We start from the raw sequence: 18,526 nt of genomic DNA on the forward strand, positions 1-18,526 counted from the left end.
ATCGGGACGAGCAACCGCAAAACTACCCAGAGCGCTCGTACGGTCACATCGGCGCGAGCTGATCCAGCCGGCGCAGGATCACGCCCTCCCGTCGCCGGCACGGGACCTGCCGGCGACCCGCGGCGGCCCGGGCATCGAGAACGGGGGACCCGACGACTCCGGCGCCGCGTCCCACCAACGGTACTCCGGGTATCGATGATGTGCCGCCCCGCCCCGAGCCAGACGCGCCGGTGACCCGTCACCTCTCGGCGGGCTGCCTCGTTCCACACCTACGCCCCGCCGGTGTCGGCTGTCACCGCACGGCAGGGCCGGTGGTGGTGACGCCGGACACGGCGTCAGGCTCGGTCCGGTCGAACGGAGAACTCCGACGAGGTGGCGGTCGTGGCCGAACTCATCTCTGATGTCGCGTCGCCCATGTGGGCGTACGCGCTGCTGCTGATCCTGCTGATCGTCGACGCCTTCGTCCCGGTGGTGCCGACCCAGCTCGTCATGATCACCAGCGGGGCGCTGACCGTGTACGGCGGGCTCAGCCTGCCGCTGACCATCGCGGTCGGGGCGGCCGGTGTGTTCATCGGGGACCTGGCCTGCTACCTGATCGGCCGCAGCACGCCGACCCGCCGCCCGGCACGCGCCACCACACCCGGGCGGGCACGCCGGGCCGCCACCCGGGTCACCCGTGGGCTGCGCGAGCCGGGGCCACTGGTGATCCTGCTCTGCCGCTTCGTGCCCGGCGGACGGATGGCGGCCTGCTTCTCGGCCGGGCGCAGCCGCTACCCGTACCGCCTGTTCCTGCCGTACGAGGCGGCGGCGGCCCTCGCCTGGTCCAGTTACGGCGCGCTCGTCGGTCACCTGGGCGGTACGGCGCTGACCCACTCCGCGTGGCGGCTGCTGCTGATCGGCGGGGTGGCCGCGACGGGATTCGCGCTGGCCGGGTGGGCGATGACCTGGATCAGCAACAACCGGCAGACCCGCGCCGAGGCCACCGCCGACTCCACCGGCACCTGACGCGCAGTTCGGAGCGTTGACCCCCGTCGCATATAAGTCCGGTTTTTCCGTTGGCGGACGAGCGGTTCCAGGAGCACCTGATCAACTTGAAGGAAGAGCAGCCATGAGCGGTGGGGCGAACTGGCGCGACGTCAAGGCGAAGGCCCGAAGTATCGACCCCTCGTGGGACGACAGCGAGCGTGTCGCCCGGCGGGGACAGCTCCGAGAGAAGATGCTGGCTTCGGTCAGCGGCGCGCAGCTGGCGGAGATCCGCAAGCAGCTGGGTATGACCCAGGCTCAACTGGCGGAAGCGGCGGGCTTGTCTCAGGCGCGGATCAGCCAGATCGAGAATGGCGAGAGCGTCAACCTGGAGATCCTTCGCGCCTATGTGACCGGACTGGGCGGACACCTTGATGTGGTCGCCCGGATCGGGAACATCCGCCTCGACGTAGCCTGACGCGGTTCTCGGGGGTCCGGTAGGGGACGACCCGGGTAGCGAAGTGGGTGGTGGTCCCGGATCCGTCTGGGGCGGTTGCGGCGACAGGCTGGCCGTATGGCTGGAACGCGGAGAAGCGGCCTGCTGGCCCTCGGCGGGATCGTCCTGGCGGCGGTACTCGCGGTGAACGGTCACCTCGAGGTGAGCGACGACCTGGATCCCTGGTCGCTGACCGTCAGCGACTTCGCCGTCTCCGACCGGGGCGGCGTGATCGACACCGCGATGGCGGTCCTTGCGGCGGCAAGTCTCGTGCTGCTGCCCGCGCTGCGCCGCTCCGGCGCGGGCCGGGCCCCGCTCGCCCTGCTGACCGCCTGGTCGGCCGGGCTGCTGGCCGCCGCCGTGGTGCCCACGAACGAGCCGGGTACGCAGATGGACACCGCCGCGTACGTGCACCGGTACGCCTCGGTGCTGTCGTTCCTGGCCCTGCCGGTGGCCGCCTGGCTGCTGGCCCGCCACCCGGTCAGCGACGCCGCCGCCTGGCTGCGCGGCCTGACCGTAGCCAGCCTGCTCCTGGCCGGCGCGATGATCTGGTCCGCCTATCCCGGCGACCGCGCGCTGCTCGGCCTGATCGAGCGCGCGCTCATCCTCACCGAGACGGCCGTCATAACCACCCTGGCGGTGCACGCCACCCGCCGCACCCCGGCCGAGACCGGCGATCATGCAGTTGCGGCCCGCACAGAACGGGCATACCGGCTGGATCGGGGGCCACAACTGCATGATCGACGAGCGAGGGCCGCTACTCCAGCTCGTGGAGCATGAGCTGACGGGCGGCCTCGGTGATGGAGCCGGACAGGCTGGGGTAGATGGTGATGGTGTGGGCCAGCTCGTTGACGGTGAGGTTGTTCTCCACCGCCATCGTGATCGGCAGGATCAGCTCGCTCGCCTTCGGCGCCACCACCACGCCGCCGATCACCTGACCGCTCGCCGGCCGGCAGAACAGCTTGACGAAGCCGTCGGCCAGGTCGTCCATCTTCGCCCGGGCGTTGCCGGACAGCGGCAGCATCACCTGGCGGGCCGGGGTCTTGCCGGCGTCCACCTCGTCCTGCGAAACGCCGACGGTGGCCAGTTCCGGGTCGGTGAAGACGTTCGCGGCGACGGTACGCAGCCGCAGCGGCCGGACCGCCTCGCCCAGCGCGTGCCACATGGCGATCCGGCCCTGCATGGCAGCGACGCTCGCGAGCGGCAGCACCCCGGTGCAGTCACCCGCCGCGTAGATGCCCGGCACATTGGTACGGGAGACGCGGTCCACAGTCACGTAACCGCCCCGGGCCAGCTCCACGCCGTACTCGGCCAGGCCCAGGTCGGCGGTGTTCGGAATCGAGCCGACAGCGATCAGCGCGTGCGAACCGGTGACCTGACGGCCGTCGGAGAGCACCACCTCCACCCCGTCGCCGGCCCGGCGGACCGCCTCGGCGCGGGAGTTGTTCAGGATGCTCATGCCCCGGGCGCGGAACACCCGCTCGATCGCCATCGCGGCGTCGGCGTCCTCGTGCGGCATCACCCGGTCCCGGCTGGAGACGAGTGTGACCTTGACGCCCATGGCCAGGTACGCGCTGGCGAACTCGGCGCCGGTCACGCCGGAGCCGACCACGATCAGGTGCTCGGGCAGCTCGGGCAGGTCGTACACCTGGCGCCAGGTCAGGATGCGCTCACCGTCCGGTACGGCGGTGGGCAACTGGCGGGGGGTCGCGCCGGTCGCGACGAGCACCGTCGACGCGGCGATCGAGTAGTCCGCACCGCCGCCGGCCGGGGTGACGATCACCCGGTGGGTGTGACCGAGCGTGTCCTCACCCAGCCGCGCGGTGCCGGCCACGAACTCGACGCCGGCCTTCACCAGCTTGGTGTGGATGTCGGCGGACTGGGCCAGGGCGAGCCGCTTGACCCGCTCGTGCACCGCCGAGGCGTCGACGGTGACCGCCTCCAGGCCGTCGGAGTGCACCCCGAACTCCTCGGTGTCCCGGTAGCCGGTGACCACCTCGGAGCTGGCGATGAACGTCTTGGAGGGCACGCAGTCGGACAGCACACAGGCGCCGCCGGCGCCTTCCGCCTCGACCACTGTGACATCGGCGTCCAGCTGCGCGGCGACCAGAGCCGCCTCGTACCCGGCCGGCCCGCCGCCGATGATCACGATCTGGCTCACAGAGCCGTCCCTTCGTCGAAACTCACAGTGACTTTCTTCTCCCCGCCGGGTTCGACACGCACTGTCGTATTCTCCCCCACCCGTCGGCCGGGCTATGGTCGTCGCCGTGGGTCTCTACGCTGCTTACGGCTCGAACCTGGATCCCGCCCGCATGCGCGCCTACTGCCCGCACTCGCCGATGGTGGGCACCGGCTGGCTGGAGGGGTGGCGGCTCACCTTCGCCGGCGAGGACGTCATCGGCTGGGAGGGCTCGGTCAGCACCGTGGTCGAGTCCCCGGGTGACCGGGTGTTCGTGGCGCTCTACGACATCCACCCGTACGACGCCGCGCAGCTCGACGAGATCGAGGGCGTGACCGCCGAGACGTACCGCAAGCTGACGGTCCGCGTCTCGACGCTGGACGGAGACGTGACAGCGTGGGTCTACGTGTTCGACGGGTACGAGGGCGGACTGCCCACCGCGTGGTACCTGTCGGAGCTGGCGAACGCCGCGGAGAAGGCGGGCGCGCCGGACGACTACGTCACCGAGCTGCGGTCCCGCCCCACCGGCACCGCGTCGGCGTAGCGCGTCTCCCACACCGACAGTGTGCGCCGCGCGGCCGCAGCCGCGCTCGGCGGCCCCGGTACGGGGGTGCCGGGTCACACCCGCGAGGCGGGCACACTCCGCTCGTACATGTCGACCCAGCGTTCCTCCACCAGCCCGACGGAGCGGTAGAGCGTGACCGGCGCGGTCGGGTTGGCCAGGTCGACGCCGAGCCCCGCCCCGGCGCGGCCCTTCGCCGCGTAGACCGCGAAGGCCCGGCGCAGCAGCGCCGCGCCCACCCCCCGGCGCCGGTACGCGGGCAGCACCGACAGCGTCCGCACCCACCCCCGGTCCTGGTCGAGCGCCTGGTCGGAGGACTGGAGCGCGCCGGCCGGCTCGCCGTCGACCTCGGCCAGGAACCACTCGTCCCAGACCTTGCCGTACGACGGCAGCAGATCCCGCCACTGCTCGAAGTCGAGCGGGTCGTGGTCCGGGGTGTCCCGGAACGCGGTGTCATAGATGCGGTGGAACAGCCGCAGGTCGCTCTCGTCGCCGGCGCGCAGCGGCCGGACGGTCACCCCGGGCGGGGGCGCCGGTTCGGCGGGCAGACCGGCCAGCGACCGGGTCATCCGGATGTAGCGCTTGAGCCGGGTGAACCCGGCCTCGGTCAGCTCGCCCGCCCAGCGGGTCTCCGGCGCGTACACCCCGGCGCGGGCGGTCAGCGCGGGCAGGCCGCGCTCGGCGGCCCGCTCGGCGACCCGTTCCAGCAGCCGGGCCAGCAGCGGGGCACGCAGGTCGGCGCCGCGGTCGGGGTCGACGAGCACGTCCACCCACTCCCGGCCCACGCCGCTCGGGTTGGCCAGGATCGACCAGGCCACCGCCGTACCGTCCGGGTCGGTGACCAGCCAGGAGTCGCGGGCCGGGTCGACGAACGGCGCGGTCAGCGCGGACCGCACGTCCTCGTCGTCGAAGTCGGGGTGGCCGACGGCGAACGTGTCGGCGGCGTGCACCACCGCCAGGATCGCGGGCACGTCGTCGAGGGTCGGGCGGCGGGCCGACCAGCCGGCGGGAAGCGTCACGGGCCAGATCCTGGCAGCCGGACCGGGCGCATCGCCTCCCATTTATCCGCCGCGGGCGCGCTGCCGCGCGGCACCGAGCAGACCCAGCAGCTCGGCGCCCTCGGCGGTGCTCAACGCGCGGAACGCCGCCGAGGCCAGCCGGTCGGTCACCGCCTCGGCCCACAGTCGGCGCCGTACCAGCGGCCCGACCGGCGGGTACGGGGGCGCCCAGCCGCACGCGGCCGCGCCCGCCTCGCCCTCCGGCCCGGCCAGCACCGCCTCCAGCGGCGTCAGTCCGGCCGCGCGCACCGCCAGGAGGTACGCCCCGGCGAAGTGCTCGCGCAGCAGCAGCATGCCGACCGCCGCCCGCGCGCCGGGTGACGGTTCGGGCACCGGCATGGCCCGCCAGGCGGCGAACAGCGGCATGCCGCTGGCGTCCGCCGCGTCGACCGCCCGGCCCAGCAGCGCGGCGAGCCGCGCCGACTCGGCGCCGTCACCGAGCCGGGCGGTGCCCCACCGGCAGCACTCGGCCAGGTTGGCGGCGGCCACCTCGATCGGCGGGACGGTCCGCGCGGCGGCGTCCCAGCCGTCGGTGACCGCCTCGGGCGCGATGAAACCGAGGGCCGCGGCCACCGTCTCGGCGCGGACGTCACCGAGGGCTCCGGCCCGCCCGGTGATGTAGAAGGCCCACCCGGAGATGCCGAGCAGCCGCGCCCGGCGCAGCGTGGACGGGCAGCGGGCGAACGCCTCTCCGAGTTCCAGCACGAGCGGCTTGCAGGCGGCGGCGAGCTGTTCCGGAGTCATCGGCGGCCCGCCACCGTCACTCCACCGTAGCCATTCATCACGCTCAGTCTGCCGGGTGCTCACCGGTGTCGGCATCCCCCTCTTCGGCGTCGAGCGCCTCCAACACGGCCTCCACCTCGCCGGCCCGGCGCCGAGCCGCGGTGACCGCCCGTTCCGCGCCACGGCGGGCCAGCCGGGCCCGGCTCAGCTCCTGCTCGGCCACGGCCCGGCGACGCTCCAGCTCGGCCAGTTCCGTCTCGATCCGGTCCAGCGCCGCGGCGCCGTCCCGCTCGGCCGCCTCGGCGGTTCCCAGCTCCTTCTCGGCCCGGTCCAGGTCCGCGCGGGCCCGGGTCAGCTCCCGGGTCGCGGTCCGCCGTCGCCCGGCCCGTTCGGCCCGCGCCGCCCGCTCGTCGCGGGCCCGGCGCGCGTCGGCCCGCTCGGCCGCCCGATCCGGTACGACAGGCGTCTCCCCGCCCTCGGTCACGAGCCGCAGCTGGGGGCGGGGCACCTCGCCGAACCCGGCGTAGTGGCTGGCCCGCAGCAGGCGTCCGGCGCGTACCTGCTCGGCCACCTCGGTGTCCGACAGCGCGGCGTTGAGTGTCGCCTCCACCTCGCCCAACGGCAGTTTCCCGGCCGGTGGCGCGGCGGGTTCGGCGGCGGCGAGCCGGCGTACCTCGGCCACCAGCGCGCCCACGACGGCGCGGCGCTGCGCGGACAGTTCCCGCAGTTTGCCGCCGCGCAGGTCGCGTTGCGCGGCGCGCAGCGCCCCGGCCAGCTGGGTGAGGTCGGCGACCAGCTCGGGACGGCGGATGGCCAGCAGGTTGACCAGCCAGGCCGCCACCGTCGGCCGGCGCAGTCTGCCGATCTCCCGGGCGGTACGCGGGTCGCCGGACTGCCGCGCCTGCGCGACGGCGGCGTCCCGGGCCGCGACGAACCGGTCCGGCGGGGTGGCGTAGAGCCGCCGGATCACCTCCGCGGGCACCTCGGCCATGGTCAGGCGTCGATCCGGGTGCCCGGCTCCAGACGGCGGTAGTCGGTCTTGGACAGCGCCGTGTACTGCCGGTCCAGCACGCCGAGGCCGTTGTCGTTCAGTAGCCCGTCGTGCAGCGCGTACGCCCGGCGCGGCGCGACCGCGCGGATGAAGTCGACCACCTCGGAGAACTTCGACCAGGGCGCGTGGATCGGGGCGAAAAGCGTGTCCACCCGCACGTCGTCGGGGACGAACAACGCGTCGCCCGGGTGGTACACCACGTCGGCGAAAAGGTAGCCGAGGTTCTGGATCACCGGGATGTCCGGGTGGATGACCGCGTGCTGCCCGCCGTACGCCCGCACCGGCACCCCGGCGACGGTGAACGACTGTCCCGGCTCGACCGTGACGAGCGCCTCGGCCGCGTCGCCGAGCACCCCGGCGAGCGAGGCCGGGCCGTGCACCGGCACCGGCCGCCGCTCCAGCGCCCGGGTCAGCGCGCCGACGTCCACATGGTCCGGGTGTTCGTGGGTGATCAGCACCGCGTCCGCACCGTCCAGCGCCGCCGGATCGCTGAAGACACCCGGGTCGACGACAAGCACCGCACCGTCGTGCTCCAGCCGGAGGCAGGAGTGGGCGTACTTGGTCACCTGCATCGTGATCCCTCGCTTATCGAATCGTGATGTCCTCAGCGCAGTCTGCCGGAACCGGCGCGACCACGCGTCACGTCCGAGGTATCGGTCCCGGCGGGCGGGGCCGTCGAGGATCGGAGTACGGGGCATGGGTGGACGGCGACTCCGGGGCGTGGCCCTGGTGGCGGTGGGGCTGATAGCGGCGCTGGGCGTGGGCGCGTGCAGCGCGGGCGGAGACGGTGGCAGCGACTCGGCCGCGCCAGCCGCCGACAGAGGCGCGGGGAGCGAGCAACTCGCCGAGGGCGGCGCGGACAGCGACCAGGCCGCTCCCGGCGGCACCGGCGGCGCGGACCTGCGGGTCGACCAGCGGTCCATCATCTACACCGGGACCATGCAGGTGCGGGTGGACGATGTGGAGGCCGCCGCGCGGGAGGCGACCACCGCGGTGACGGCGGCCGGCGGGTTCGTCGGCGCCGACCGGCGGTCGAGCCGGGCCGCCGAGGCGCGGGCCGCGCTGACGCTGCGGGTGCCGGCGGACCGGTTCACCGCGGTGATCGACCGGCTCGCCGGTCTCGGCCGGCAGGAGCGCCGGGAGATCCGCACCGAGGACGTCACCGAGCAGGTGGTCGACCTGGACGCCCGGATCGCCACCCAGCGGGCGCGGGTGGAGAGCGCCCGCAAGCTGCTCGCCCGCGCCACGTCGGTCGACGAGCTGGTCCGGCTGGAGAACGAGGTGGGCACCCGGCAGGCGGACCTGGCGTCGCTGGAGGCCCGCAAGCGCCGGCTGGCGGACCTGACCGCGCTGTCCACCATCACCGTGACGTTCCTCGGTCAGGACGCCAGCACCGCCGACGAGGAGGCCGACCTGGGCTTCCTGGCCGGGCTGGGCGGCGGCTGGTCGGCGTTCCTGGCCTCGGCCCGGGTCCTGCTCACAGTGCTCGGCGCGGTGCTGCCCTTCGCGGTGGTGATCGGCGTACCGCTGTGGTTGCTGCTGCTGTGGCGGCGCCGGGTGCGGGCCCGGAGGACGCCGCCGCCCGGCCCGGGCGCGATGCCGCCGCCCGGCCTGGGCCCGATGCCGCCGGGCCCGGCCGGGCCGGCCGACGGTCCGGTCAGCGCGCCGCCGCCAGTGCCCGCAGCGCGGTCTGGACCATGAGGCGTACGCCGGCTTCGATCGCGCGCTCGTCCACGTCGAACGAGGCCCGGTGCAGGTCCACGTTGGGCCCGCTCCGGCCGACGCCGAGGCGGGCGAGCGCGCCCGGCACGTGCTCCAGGTACCAGGAGAAGTCCTCGCCGCCCATGCTCTGCGGCGTCTCGGCGATGCCGTCGGGGCCGAGCGCCGCGGCGGTGGCGGCGGTGAGCACGCCGATGGCGCCGGCGTCGTTCGTCACCGGGGGCCGGCCGCGCAGGTATTCCAGGTCGACTGTGGCGCCGGTGGGCGCGAGCACGTCTCGCACCACCTGAGCGACGATCTCGGGCGCCCGGTCCCAGGTGTCGCGGTCCATCACCCGCAGGGTGCCGGCCGCGCACGCCTCGGACGGGATGACGTTGTAGCGGGTGCCGGCCGAGGCGTGGCCGAACACCAGCAGCAGCCCGCTGTTGGCCGGCACCCGGCGGCTGATCAGCGTCGGCACCTCGGTCACCAGCCGGCCGAGCGCGTCCACCAGGTCGACGGTCAGGTGCGGGCGGGCGGTGTGCCCGCCGGGCCCGGTGAGCCTGACAGTGACGTTGTCGGCGGCGGCGGTGATCGGGCCGACCCGCAGGCCGACCTTGCCCACCGGCAGGTTCGGGTCGCAGTGCAGCGCGAAGATCTGCACCACGTCCTCCAGGCCGCCGGCCTCGATGACCTCCAGCGAGCCGCAGGGCAGGATCTCCTCGGCGGGCTGGAAGATCAGCCGGACCCGGCCGTCGAGCCGGCCGGTGTCGGCGAGCTGGGCCAGCAGCATGCCGACGCCGAGCATCACCGACGTGTGCACGTCGTGGCCGCAGGCGTGGCAGACGCCCTCCACGGTCGACCGGTACGGCACGTCCTTCGGGTCGCTCAGCGGCAGCGCGTCGATGTCGGCGCGGAGCGCGATCACCGGCCCGTCCGGGCGCCCGTCGATGTCGCAGATGACGCCGTTGCCCTTCGGCAGCAGGCGCGGCTTGAGACCGGCGAGGGACAGCTCACGGTGCACCAGCGCGGCCGTCTCGAACTCCTCGCCGGACAGTTCCGGGTGGGAGTGGAGGTGACGGCGCGTTTCGATGAGGCCGGGTACGCGCAGCGCGAGCAGATGGTCGAGCTCGAAGGGCAGGGGCTGGTAACCGGTCGGCGCCTCGGGCCGGGACGACGCCAGCGGGCCGCCGGAAGGCAGCGTCAACGCACTCGTCACGTCGAATTCTCGATCACTAGAAGTGGATGGATCTTCGGGTCGGACAGCAGACAGCCTAGACCTCCGACGGTGACGCTGCGCAACATCTTTCGTGTAGCGGTCGGACCGCGCAGCGTCACGAATGCCCTGGTGGGAGGGCTTGAATATCTGCGGGACAGCAGGTAGATCGCGGTCAAACGCCGTCATCCGCCCCCCACCTCCTACAACGCGTAACCGTTTCAGCGGCCCCCAAATACCCGTCAGCCGTTCCGAATTGTCGCATTAGTCGTGGCAATTAACTGCCGCTCCGACAATTGCCCGACAACTGTCGGCTGCCGGAGGACTCCCGACGGTGACACGACCGCCCGACAGCCGCCCGCACACGCTGTCCGTCCCCGTTCACCCGATCGGGTTACCCGGATCGCCGGATCGCACACGCGCGACGGCGGCCCACGCCACGCACCGCAGTGCGCGGCGGGGCCGCCGCCGGACGGTTCAGAAGCGGTCGCTGGGCCGGTAGATCCCCCACACCTCGCGCAGCGTGCCGCAGACCTCGCCGACGGTGGCGCGGGCCCGCAGCGCCTCCTTCATCGGGTAGAGCACGTTGGCGTCCCCCTCGGCGGCGGCACGCAGCTCGGCCAGGGCCCGCTTCACCGCGCCCGAGTCCCGCTCGGCGCGCAGCCGGGCCAGCCGCTCCCCCTGCGCCGCCTCGATCGCCGGGTCCACCCGCAGCGGCTCGTACGGCTCCTCCTCGTCGATCTGGAACCGGTTGAGGCCGACCACCACACGCTCGCCCGAATCGATCTCCTGGGCGATCCGGTACGCGGACTGCTCGATCTCCCGCTTCTGGAACCCGGCCTCGATCGCGTCCACCGCCGAACCGTGGTCGAAGACCCGGTCCATCAACTCGGTGGCCGCCGCCTCCACCTCGGCGGTCATCGCCTCCACCACGTACGACCCGGCGAACGGGTCGACGGTGGCGGTCAGGTCCGTCTCGTACGCCAGCACCTGCTGCGTGCGCAGCGCCAGCCGGGCCGCCTTCTCGGTGGGCAGCGCGATGGCCTCGTCGAAGCTGTTCGTGTGCAGCGACTGGGTGCCGCCGAGCACCGCGCCGAGACCCTGCACCGCCACCCGGACCAGGTTCACCTCCGGCTGCTGGGCGGTGAGCTGCACACCGGCGGTCTGGGTGTGGAACCGCAGCATCATCGACTTCGGGTTCTTCGCGCCGAACTCGTCGCGCATCAGCCGGGCCCAGATGCGCCGGGCCGCGCGGAACTTGGCGACCTCTTCCAGCAGCGTGGTGCGGGCCACGAAGAAGAACGACAGGCGGGGCGCGAAGTCGTCCACGGCCAGCCCGGCGGCGAGCGCCGCGCGGACGTACTCCACGCCGTTGGCGAGGGTGAACGCGACCTCCTGCGCGGGCGTGGCGCCGGCCTCGGCCATGTGGTAGCCGGAGATGGAGATGGTGTTCCACTTCGGCACCTCGGCGCGGCAGTACGCGAAGGTGTCGGCGACCAGCCGCAGCGAGGGCTTCGGCGGGAAGATGTACGTCCCCCGGGCGATGTACTCCTTGAGGATGTCGTTCTGGATCGTGCCGTTGAGCGCCGCCCCCGGCACGCCGTTCTCCTCGGCCACGAGCTGGTAGAGCAGCAGCAGCACCGAGCCGGGCGCGTTGATGGTCATCGAGGTGGAGACCTTGTCCAGCGGGATGCCGCCGAACAGCGTGCGCATGTCCTCGATGGAGTCGATGGCGACGCCGACCTTGCCCACCTCGCCGTGCGCGATCGGGTCGTCCGAGTCGTACCCCATCTGGGTGGGCAGGTCGAACGCGACGGACAGGCCCATGGTCCCGGCGCGCAGCAACTGGTGGTAGCGCGCGTTGCTCTCGGTCGCGGTGCCGAACCCGGCGTACTGTCGCATCGTCCAGGGCCGGGACGTGTACATCGTCGGGTAGACCCCGCGGGTGTACGGGAACTCGCCCGGCTCACCCAGCCGGGCGTCCAGGTCCGCCGGAAGGTCTGCCGCCGTGTAGACGCCCTGGATCGGGAAACCCGACTCGCTTGACCGCGCATCGCTCATTACCGGATGGTAAGACGAGCAGACCGCCAGGTGGGTGAGGGATACCGCACACCTCACGGCGGCGTCCCACCGGAGGTGAGCGAGCGACCACATACCGTCGAGTAGGTAAACGCCCGCCGCGTCGGGTTTCGCATCGGGCGTCGGAACCAGCAAGATAGAGGGGTTGTGTCCCAGCCCCCTCGATATCCCCCGGTGGCTTTTCTGTGACTCAGATTCCGACGTGGAGCGGCGGACCGGCCAGTCCTCCCACTGGACGCGCGGCGCCCGGCACCACCATCGGTGGTCGCTACTCGCTGCGCTCCCCGGTGGGCAACGGAGGCATGGGCACGGTCTGGCGGGCCACAGACACGTTGCTGCGCCGTGATGTGGCGGTCAAGGAGGTCGTCCTCCCGCCGGGGCTCGCCCCGAGCGACCGCGACGCGCTCTACGAACGGACACTGCGGGAGGCCCGCGCCGCCGCCGCGATCCAGCACCCGGCAGTGGTGCAGGTCTACGACGTGGTCACCGAGGGTGGCCGCCCCTGGATCGTGATGGAGCTGCTGGACGCCCGCAGCCTGGCCGACATGGTGATCGAGGACGGGCCGGTCGCGCCGCGCGCCGTCGCCAAGATCGGGATCGCGCTGCTCGGCGCCCTGGAGGTGGCACACGCGATCGGCGTGCTGCACCGCGACGTCAAGCCGGCGAACGTGCTGATCTGCACCGACGGCCGCTGCGTCCTCACCGACTTCGGCGTCGCCCGGATGCCCACCGACGTGCAGCTCACCACGCCCGGCATGGTGCTCGGCTCGCCGCACTTCATCTCCCCCGAGCGGGCCATGGGCCAGGAGTTCGGGCCGCCCAGCGACCTGTTCTCGCTCGGCGTGACGCTCTACACGGCGGTCGAGGGCCGGCCACCGTTCGACAAGGGCGACCCGATCGAGACCATGCACGCGGTGGTCGAGGACCCGCCCGCCACGCCGCAGCGCAGCGGCCCGCTCACCGGCGTGCTGATGGGGCTGCTGGAGAAGGACCCGGCCCGCCGGATGGACGTGCACCGGGCCCGCGCCAACCTGCGCGAACTGCTCGCCGGGCCGCTGACCAGCACCGCCACCGCCGTCAACTCGGTCACCGACCCGTACGCGGTGGTGCCGGTGCCGCGCCCGACCACGCCGCCGGCGATCGCGGCGGAGCCGAAGCCGAGCGGGCAGATCGGCGGCCGGGCGATGATCGGCCCGGAAGAGTCGCTCACCGACCGGCTCGCCGCGCTGCGCCGCGGTGAGCGGCCCACGGCCGAGAAGCCGGCGACGACGGCCGCGCTGGACGAGACGAGCGCCGACGCGCTGGCCGGTCCGCTGCACACGCCGACCGGCGCGATGTCCGGGCCGGGCACGCCGGAGGCCGCCCAGCGCATCTCGCCGGACGCCACGGTCCGGCTCGGCCAGGGCGCCGCGGACGCGACCCAGGCGGTGCCCACCGCCGTGCCGGCCACGTACGGCCGCACCGTCGACGCCACCCAGCCGGTGTACGGCGGCAACCAGTGGTCGGTGCCCGGCACCGGCCAGCCGTGGACCACCCCGTCCACCGCCCCGGACACCGCCGGTGGCGGCGGCGCGAAGGGGCTGCTCGGCCGGGTGAAGGCGTGGCCGCGCAAGGTCCAGCTCGCCGCCGCCGGTGGCCTCGCCGTGGTGCTGCTGCTGGGCGTGATCGCGCTGACCAGCGGCGGCGACGACGCGCCCCCGCCGATCGTGGGCACGCTGCCGTCGAACTCGGCCGCCGCCTCCCCGGTGGAGATGCAGGAGCAGACCGTCAAGGGCGTGACCATCCAGGTGCCGAAGGGCTGGCAGCGGCAGACCGGCGGCCTCTACGTCGACTACGTCGACCCGGAGGACGAGGGCCGCAAGGTGCGGGTCATCGCCGAGCCGTGGGGCGGCACCTCGATCAGCTGGGCCGAGTTCGCGTCGCGGAACCTGAAGAAGAACAGCGCCAAGAGCAAGAACTGCCCCGCCCCCTACACCGAGGTGTCGGTCTCGGAGCAGCCGCTGGCCGGGCAGACCGGCGGCCAGCTCGAATACACCTGCGGCGAGGGTGAGTCCATGCGCCACGGCATCTGGCGGGGCCTGGTCAAGGACGGCAAGGTCTACTCGTTCTACCTCTCCTCGACCGACGCGCGGTTCGCCGAGAGCAAGCCGATCTTCGACGCGATGGCCGGCTCGTTCCAGCTCACGGCGGCCAACTGAGTCGAGGCCGACGGCCAGTGGTGATCCGCCGCCGTGCTTTCATGAGGCAATGGCGGCGGAAACCACTGACCTTGACGACCTTCGCGTACGGGCCGAGCGCTGGCTCGCCGACGACCCGGACCCGGCCGACCGCGACGAGCTGCGCGCGGTCCTCGACGGGCTGCCCGGCACGGCGGCCGACCTGGCCGACCGGTTCGCCGGTCCGCTGACCTTCGGCACCGCCGGGCTGCGCGGCCCGCTGCGCGCCGGGCCGAACGGCATGAACCTCGCCGTGGTCACCCAGGCCGCCGCCGGGCTCGTCGGCTGGCTCGCCGCCCAGGGCGGCGAGGGCCCGCTGGTGATCGGGTACGACGCCCGGCGCGGCTCGCGTGCCTTCGCCGAGCGCACCGCGCAGGTGGCCACAGGTGCGGGCCGTCCGGCGCTGCTGCTGCCCCGGCCGCTGCCCACGCCCGTGCTGGCGTTCGCGGTCCGGCAGCTCGGCGCGGTCGCCGGAGTGATGGTGACGGCCAGCCACAACCCGCCGCAGGACAACGGCTACAAGGTCTACCTGGGCGCACGGCTCGGCGGTGAGCTGGGCGCGGGCGCGCAGATCGTGCCGCCCGCCGACGCCGGGATCGAGGCGGCCATCCGGTCCGTCGGCCCGCTCGCGGCGGTGCCGCTCGGCCCGGCCGGTCAGGTGCTCGGCGACGACCTCGTGGCCGCGTACGTCGAGCGGGCCGCCGCCGTGGTGGATCCGACCGGACCGCGCGACCTGAGGGTGGCGTACACGCCGCTGCACGGGGTGGGCGCCGCGGTGCTGACCGCCGCGTTCGCGCGCGCCGGGTTCGGCGTGCCCGGGGTGGTGCCCGAGCAGGCCGAGCCGGACCCGGCGTTCCCGACCGTGAGCTTCCCGAACCCGGAGGAGCCGGGCGCGGTGGACCTGCTCGTCGCGCTCGCCGACCGCACCGGCGCGGACCTCGCCATCGCCAACGACCCGGACGCGGACCGCTGCGCGGTGGCCGTACGCGACGCCGGGTCCTGGCGGATGCTGCGCGGCGACGAGGTGGGCGCGCTGCTCGCCGACCACCTGATGCGGCGCGGCGTGACCGGCCTGTACGCCACCACGATCGTGTCGTCGGCGCTGCTCCGGGCCATGGCGGCGGCCCGGGGCCTGCCCTACGACGAGACGCTCACCGGGTTCAAGTGGATCGTGCGGGCCGGTGGCGGCCGGGAGCCGCTGGTGTACGGCTACGAGGAGGCGCTGGGCTACTGCGTCGCCCCCGAGCACGTGCGGGACAAGGACGGCATCACCGCCGCGCTGACTGTCGCCGAGCTGGCCGCCGGTCTCAAGGCCGAGGGCCGTACGCTGCTCGACCGGCTGGACGAGCTCGCAGCCGAGTTCGGCGTGCACCACACCGAGCAGCTCTCGGTGCGGGTGGAGGACCTGCGGGTGATCGCGGACTCGATGGCGCGGATCCGGGCGGCCACCCCGACCGCGCTGCTCGGGCAGCCGGTGACCGAGGCGTCCGACCTGCTCCCCGACGCGGACGTGGTGATCCTGCGTACCGGCGCGGCCCGGGTGGTGATCCGGCCCTCGGGCACCGAGCCGAAGCTCAAGGCGTACCTGGAGGTGGTGGAGCCGGTGAGCGGCGGCGACGTGCCGGCGGCCCGGCAGCGAGCGCGTGCCGCGGTCACGGAGCTGCGCAACGAGATCGCCGCCGCCCTAGGCCTCTGACCCCGGTGTAAGGAAGGGCCCCTTGTTAACGCCTGGCGTTAACAAGGGGCCCTTCCTCTACCGGAGGCGTTAAGAGGGGGCCCTTCCTTACCGCTTGCCGAGGGCGGCGTCGACGGCCTGGCCCAGCGCGGCGATGACCAGGCTGATCGACGGGCGTACCACGCTGTCGTCAAGGCTCACCGTGCCGGAGAACCCGGCCCCGGCGGCGATCTCCTCCAGCCGCCGGCCGGCGTCCTCGGCGGCCGGGCCGGTCAGCCCCAGCGCCGGTTCCATCCGCAGCACCGCGACGAGCGTGGCGAGCGCGGCGGTCCGCTCGTCCGGGAGCTGCCCGCTGGTCAGCGCGTCGGCGAGCCGCCCCCGGATGTCCGCCTCGACCGAGGCGTCGGCCACCGGGTAGCGGTGCACGTGGATGAAGCCCAGCTCGGTCTCGTCGACGTCCCGCACCACGCCCCGCTCGCAGAGGTCGGAGAGGATCCGGTCGCGCAGCCCGTGCCGCAGTCGCTGCACCCACGACGACGGCGTGTGCGGGGTGTCGGCGGCGATCTTGGCGAGTACGGCGTCCGCGATCGGCTCGCCGGTCGGCGCGGGGTCGACCACCGCCAGGTTCCCGTCCGCGTACGCGACCCGTCCGGCCAGGGCCAGCTCGACCAGCACCGCGGCGGCCATGCCCAGGTCCAGGCTGATCCGCGGCATGGTGGCCTTGCCGGTTTCGTCGTCATACGCGAGGAGCAGCAACTCCTCGGCGAGCGCAACACCAGTCATGGCCCGGAACGCTAGCGCCTCCCCGCACCCCCGCGCATCGACTCGCCGGGTGGGTCCGGCGCCCGGTGCGGAGGGCCGTCCCCCGCACCGGACCGGTCTCAGAAGCGGGGCATGCCGCCGAACTGGCGGTCACCGGCGTCACCGAGGCCGGGGACGATGAACTTCGAGTCGTTCAGACCCTCGTCGATGGAGGCGGTGACCAGGCGCAGCGGCAGGCCGGAGCGCTCCAGCCGCTCGATGCCGACCGGCGCGGCCAGCACGCAGAGCACTGTGATGTCGGTGCAGCCCCGGTCGGCGAGCAGCCGGCAGCAGTGCTCCAGCGAGCCGCCGGTGGCGAGCATCGGGTCGAGCACCAGCACCGGCAGTCCGCTGAGGTCGCGCGGCAGCGACTCCATGTACGCGCGGGGCTCGTACGTCTCCTCGTCGCGGGCCAGGCCGACGAAGCCCATCGACGACTCGGGCAGCAGGCCGAGCGCGGCGTCGGCCATGCCGAGACCGGCCCGCAGCACGGGCACCAGCAGCGGCGGGTTCGCCAGCCGGCTGCCCTCGGTGGCGGTGACCGGGGTCTGGATCGAGTACTTCTCGACCGGGAAGGAGCGCGCGGCCTCGTACACCAGCATGGTGGTGAGTTCGCGCAGCGCGGCCCGGAACGACGACGAGTCGGTCCGGGCGTCCCGCATGGCGGTCAGCCGCGTCTGGGCGAGCGGATGGTCAATGACGTGTACGTCCACGATCGCTCAACCTACCGTTTGGCGGCGCGGCGCAGGGCGGGTGCGGTACGACCAGCGACACCGCTCACGTATGACGCTCACGACCCGTGGATCGTGAGCAAGATCACCCGACTCGCTGGTGCGTACTATTCGGGGCATGACGGCGACAACGACGTCGGCCCGGTCGGACCTCACCGAGCTGGGACGATCCGAGACCGCTCTGCGGACCTTCCTGCACGGCCTGCCCGGCGTGGACCAGGTCGGCGCGGAGCAGCGGGCGGCAGCACTCGGCACCCGCTCCATCAAGACCACCGCCAAGGCCGAGGCGATCGACCTGGCGATCCGGATGGTCGACCTGACCACCCTGGAGGGGGCGGACACCCCGGGCAAGGTGCGGGCGCTGGCCGCCAAGGCGCTGCGCCCCGACCCGGCCGACCCGAGCTGCCCGCACGTCGGCGCCGTCTGCGTCTACCCGTCGATGGTCCCGTACGTGGCCGAGGTGCTGCGCGGCAGCGGCGTGCACCTGGCCAGCGTGGCGACCGCGTTCCCGTCCGGCCAGGCCCCGCTGGAGATCAAGCTCGCCGACGTGCGGGCGGCGGTCGAGGCGGGCGCGGACGAGATCGACATGGTGATCAACCGGGGCGCGTTCCTCGCCGGGCGCTACCAGGAGGTCTACGACGAGATCGTGGCCACCAAGGATGCCTGCGGGGCAGCCCACCTCAAGGTCATCCTGGAGACCGGTGAGCTGGCCACGTACGACAACGTGCGGCGCGCGTCCTGGCTCGCCATGCTCGCGGGCGGAGACTTCATCAAGACCTCCACCGGCAAGGTGCCGGTCGCCGCCACGCCGCCGGTGACGCTGGTGATGCTGGAGGCGGTACGCGACTTCCGCGCCGCCACCGGGCGTCAGGTCGGCGTGAAGCCGGCCGGTGGCATCAAGACCACCAAGGACGCGATCAAGTACCTGGTCATGGTCAACGAGACGGCCGGCGCCGACTGGCTGAGCCCGGACTGGTTCCGGTTCGGCGCGTCCAGCCTGCTCAACGACCTGCTCATGCAGCGCACCAAGCTGACGACCGGCGTCTACGCCGGCCCCGACTACTTCACCCTGGACTGA

Annotated in this window: 17 protein-coding genes; 8 read left to right on the plus strand and 9 right to left on the minus strand. The window is 73.3% G+C overall.

Annotated elements, in window-relative coordinates; translation table 11 throughout:
* Window positions 1-381 precede the first annotated feature (381 nt).
* The 3 genes from AB0B20_RS22080 (at window position 382) to AB0B20_RS22090 (ending at window position 2,239) form a co-directional block, all read left to right on the plus strand.
* On the plus strand, window positions 382-1,005 hold the full coding sequence (locus tag AB0B20_RS22080) for a DedA family protein (RefSeq protein ID WP_357473019.1): 624 nt from the start codon (window positions 382-384) through the stop codon (window positions 1,003-1,005).
* Window positions 1,006-1,108: 103 nt separating this feature from the next.
* Entirely contained in the window at window positions 1,109-1,441 is a 333-nt protein-coding gene (locus AB0B20_RS22085; protein ID WP_260037602.1) for a helix-turn-helix transcriptional regulator, read from the plus strand.
* 96 nt (window positions 1,442-1,537) lie between these two features.
* A complete protein-coding gene (locus tag AB0B20_RS22090; protein WP_357473022.1) occupies window positions 1,538-2,239 on the plus strand; it encodes a DUF998 domain-containing protein in 702 nt (233 codons plus the stop codon).
* On the opposite strand, the gene AB0B20_RS22095 is transcribed toward AB0B20_RS22090, so the two are convergent.
* Complete coding sequence (locus tag AB0B20_RS22095) at window positions 2,217-3,620, minus strand: NAD(P)H-quinone dehydrogenase (protein ID WP_357381530.1); 1,404 nt, start codon at window positions 3,618-3,620, stop codon at window positions 2,217-2,219. The genes AB0B20_RS22090 and AB0B20_RS22095 overlap by 23 nt on opposite strands.
* A 106-nt stretch (window positions 3,621-3,726) precedes the next feature.
* On the opposite strand from AB0B20_RS22095, the gene AB0B20_RS22100 reads away from it, so the two are divergent.
* Window positions 3,727-4,182, plus strand: a complete 456-nt coding sequence (locus AB0B20_RS22100; RefSeq protein ID WP_354864796.1) for a gamma-glutamylcyclotransferase — start codon at window positions 3,727-3,729, stop codon at window positions 4,180-4,182.
* Window positions 4,183-4,256: 74 nt separating this feature from the next.
* Here AB0B20_RS22100 and AB0B20_RS22105 read toward each other — a convergent pair whose 3' ends face one another.
* The 4 genes from AB0B20_RS22105 to AB0B20_RS22120 are packed head-to-tail and all read right to left on the minus strand — an operon-like array spanning window position 4,257 to window position 7,604.
* The gene (locus AB0B20_RS22105; RefSeq protein WP_357473027.1) at window positions 4,257-5,219 is read right to left on the minus strand and encodes a GNAT family N-acetyltransferase; all 963 of its coding nucleotides are present in this window, start codon (window positions 5,217-5,219) and stop codon (window positions 4,257-4,259) included.
* A gap of 42 nt (window positions 5,220-5,261) precedes the next feature.
* Window positions 5,262-6,002 (minus strand): hypothetical protein, encoded by a 741-nt coding sequence (locus AB0B20_RS22110; protein ID WP_357381524.1) that lies wholly within the window; start codon window positions 6,000-6,002, stop codon window positions 5,262-5,264.
* A 43-nt stretch (window positions 6,003-6,045) separates the two neighbouring features.
* Window positions 6,046-6,972, minus strand: a complete 927-nt coding sequence (locus tag AB0B20_RS22115) for a hypothetical protein (protein WP_357473030.1) — start codon at window positions 6,970-6,972, stop codon at window positions 6,046-6,048.
* Window positions 6,973-6,974: 2 nt separating this feature from the next.
* Entirely contained in the window at window positions 6,975-7,604 is a 630-nt protein-coding gene (locus AB0B20_RS22120; protein WP_357381520.1) for an MBL fold metallo-hydrolase, read from the minus strand.
* A 124-nt stretch (window positions 7,605-7,728) separates the two neighbouring features.
* On the opposite strand from AB0B20_RS22120, the gene AB0B20_RS22125 reads away from it, so the two are divergent.
* Window positions 7,729-8,733, plus strand: a complete 1,005-nt coding sequence (locus AB0B20_RS22125) for a DUF4349 domain-containing protein (protein ID WP_357381518.1) — start codon at window positions 7,729-7,731, stop codon at window positions 8,731-8,733.
* Here the strand turns inward: AB0B20_RS22125 and AB0B20_RS22130 are convergent.
* Together AB0B20_RS22130 and AB0B20_RS22135 are read right to left on the minus strand one after the other, a co-directional pair.
* On the minus strand, window positions 8,690-9,949 hold the full coding sequence (locus tag AB0B20_RS22130; RefSeq protein ID WP_357381516.1) for an amidohydrolase: 1,260 nt from the start codon (window positions 9,947-9,949) through the stop codon (window positions 8,690-8,692). The genes AB0B20_RS22125 and AB0B20_RS22130 overlap by 44 nt on opposite strands.
* A 474-nt stretch (window positions 9,950-10,423) precedes the next feature.
* Window positions 10,424-12,007: a methylmalonyl-CoA mutase family protein gene (locus tag AB0B20_RS22135; RefSeq protein WP_357381513.1), complete on the minus strand. Its 1,584-nt coding sequence runs from the start codon at window positions 12,005-12,007 to the stop codon at window positions 10,424-10,426.
* Window positions 12,008-12,210: 203 nt separating this feature from the next.
* Here AB0B20_RS22135 and AB0B20_RS22140 point away from each other — a divergent pair, with 203 nt between their 5' ends.
* Together AB0B20_RS22140 and AB0B20_RS22145 are read left to right on the plus strand one after the other, a co-directional pair.
* Window positions 12,211-14,223, plus strand: a complete 2,013-nt coding sequence (locus tag AB0B20_RS22140; RefSeq protein WP_357381511.1) for a protein kinase — start codon at window positions 12,211-12,213, stop codon at window positions 14,221-14,223.
* A gap of 49 nt (window positions 14,224-14,272) precedes the next feature.
* Window positions 14,273-15,937 (plus strand): phospho-sugar mutase, encoded by a 1,665-nt coding sequence (locus AB0B20_RS22145; RefSeq protein WP_357381509.1) that lies wholly within the window; start codon window positions 14,273-14,275, stop codon window positions 15,935-15,937.
* Between the two features lie 87 nt (window positions 15,938-16,024).
* On the opposite strand, the gene AB0B20_RS22150 is transcribed toward AB0B20_RS22145, so the two are convergent.
* Together AB0B20_RS22150 and upp are read right to left on the minus strand one after the other, a co-directional pair.
* A complete protein-coding gene (locus AB0B20_RS22150) occupies window positions 16,025-16,699 on the minus strand; it encodes a GPP34 family phosphoprotein (RefSeq protein WP_357381507.1) in 675 nt (224 codons plus the stop codon).
* Between the two features lie 98 nt (window positions 16,700-16,797).
* Window positions 16,798-17,430, minus strand: a complete 633-nt coding sequence (upp, locus tag AB0B20_RS22155) for a uracil phosphoribosyltransferase (protein WP_013284009.1) — start codon at window positions 17,428-17,430, stop codon at window positions 16,798-16,800.
* A 136-nt stretch (window positions 17,431-17,566) separates the two neighbouring features.
* Between upp and deoC the strand changes: the two genes are divergently transcribed.
* Window positions 17,567-18,526 (plus strand): deoxyribose-phosphate aldolase, encoded by a 960-nt coding sequence (gene deoC / locus AB0B20_RS22160; protein WP_357381505.1) that lies wholly within the window; start codon window positions 17,567-17,569, stop codon window positions 18,524-18,526.

The sequence above is a fragment of the Micromonospora sp. NPDC049151 genome, from assembly GCF_040648395.1.
In the GTDB taxonomy this organism is placed as follows: Bacteria; Actinomycetota; Actinomycetes; order Mycobacteriales; family Micromonosporaceae; genus Micromonospora.

Excerpts from the sequence above, each read along its gene's own strand:
- AB0B20_RS22085 (WP_260037602.1), top strand. The coding sequence starts at position 1,109 with ATGAGCGGTGGGGCGAACTGGCGCGACGTCAAGGCGAAGGCCCGAAGT.
- AB0B20_RS22090 (WP_357473022.1), top strand. The coding sequence starts at position 1,538 with ATGGCTGGAACGCGGAGAAGCGGCCTGCTGGCCCTCGGCGGGATCGTC.
- AB0B20_RS22110 (WP_357381524.1), bottom strand. The coding sequence starts at position 6,002 with ATGACTCCGGAACAGCTCGCCGCCGCCTGCAAGCCGCTCGTGCTGGAA.
- AB0B20_RS22115 (WP_357473030.1), bottom strand. The coding sequence starts at position 6,972 with ATGGCCGAGGTGCCCGCGGAGGTGATCCGGCGGCTCTACGCCACCCCG.
- AB0B20_RS22120 (WP_357381520.1), bottom strand. The coding sequence starts at position 7,604 with ATGCAGGTGACCAAGTACGCCCACTCCTGCCTCCGGCTGGAGCACGAC.
- AB0B20_RS22125 (WP_357381518.1), top strand. The coding sequence starts at position 7,729 with ATGGGTGGACGGCGACTCCGGGGCGTGGCCCTGGTGGCGGTGGGGCTG.
- AB0B20_RS22135 (WP_357381513.1), bottom strand. The coding sequence starts at position 12,007 with ATGAGCGATGCGCGGTCAAGCGAGTCGGGTTTCCCGATCCAGGGCGTC.
- AB0B20_RS22145 (WP_357381509.1), top strand. The coding sequence starts at position 14,273 with ATGGCGGCGGAAACCACTGACCTTGACGACCTTCGCGTACGGGCCGAG.
- AB0B20_RS22150 (WP_357381507.1), bottom strand. The coding sequence starts at position 16,699 with ATGACTGGTGTTGCGCTCGCCGAGGAGTTGCTGCTCCTCGCGTATGAC.
- deoC (WP_357381505.1), top strand. The coding sequence starts at position 17,567 with ATGACGGCGACAACGACGTCGGCCCGGTCGGACCTCACCGAGCTGGGA.